Origin of the sequence: Streptococcus sp. 4886 (assembly GCF_013276485.1) — a bacterium.
Lineage (GTDB): Bacteria > Bacillota > Bacilli > Lactobacillales > Streptococcaceae > Streptococcus.
On record NZ_VMLD01000037.1, the window covers coordinates 1 to 573 of the forward strand.

Sequence of the window (573 nt, forward strand, 5' to 3'; positions counted from 1 at the left end):
GAGAACGGTGATGTTACACCGAATGTTAATGACGAAATCGTTAAACCAGGTGAAGTGAAAGACAAGGTTGAATACCTTAAAGTCGGAAACGATGTTGTGAAACGCACTACATCTTATACGGTGACCCCTGAGAACGGTGATGTTACACCGAATGTTAATGACGAAATCGTTAAACCAGGTGAAGTGAAAGACAAGGTTGAATACCTTAAAGTCGGAAACGATGTTGTGAAACGCACTACATCTTATACGGTGACCCCTGAGAACGGTGATGTTACACCGAATGTTAATGACGAAATCGTTAAACCAGGTGAAGTGAAAGACAAGGTTGAATACCTTAAAGTCGGAAACGATGTTGTGAAACGCACTACATCTTATACGGTGACCCCTGAGAACGGTGATGTCACACCGAATGCTAATGACGAAATCGTTAAACCAGGTGAAGTGAAAGCAAAGGATGAATACCTTAAAGTCGGAAACGATGTTGTGAAACGCACTACATCTTATACGATAACCCCTGAGAACGGTGATGTCACACCAAGTACTTCAGACTATAAAAATTCGTCTAAATTGACT

Annotated in this window: 1 pseudogene; it reads left to right on the forward strand. The window is 41.4% G+C overall.

Features of this window, described 5'->3' with window-relative positions:
• A pseudogene (locus tag HT679_RS10840) lies at positions 1-573 on the forward strand (hypothetical protein); the annotation flags it as partial.